At 52.2% G+C, this 255-nt stretch carries 1 rRNA gene; it reads right to left on the bottom strand.

The annotated features are described in order from the left end of the window. A 23S ribosomal RNA gene (locus tag ACHRV3_RS23060) occupies positions 1–255 on the bottom strand; the annotation flags it as partial.

The raw sequence follows: 255 nt of genomic DNA, 5'->3' as shown, positions 1-255 counted from the left end.
AACCGGTTCGGACCTCCACACTGTGTTACCAGCGCTTCATCCTGCCCATGGGTAGATCACACGGTTTCGCGTCTAACACTACTGACTAAAGCGCCCTATTCAGACTCGCTTTCGCTACGGATCCGTGGCTTAACCACTTATCCTTGCCAGCAACGTTAACTCGTAGGCTCATTATGCAAAAGGCACGCCGTCACCCCACGAAAGGGCTCCGACCGCTTGTAAGCGTATGGTTTCAGGATCTATTTCACTCCGTTA

The sequence above is a fragment of the Flavobacterium sp. FlaQc-49 genome, from assembly GCF_044005985.1.
GTDB lineage: Bacteria > Bacteroidota > Bacteroidia > Flavobacteriales > Flavobacteriaceae > Flavobacterium > Flavobacterium cupriresistens.
This window is presented reverse-complemented; position numbering and strand designations above follow the sequence as displayed.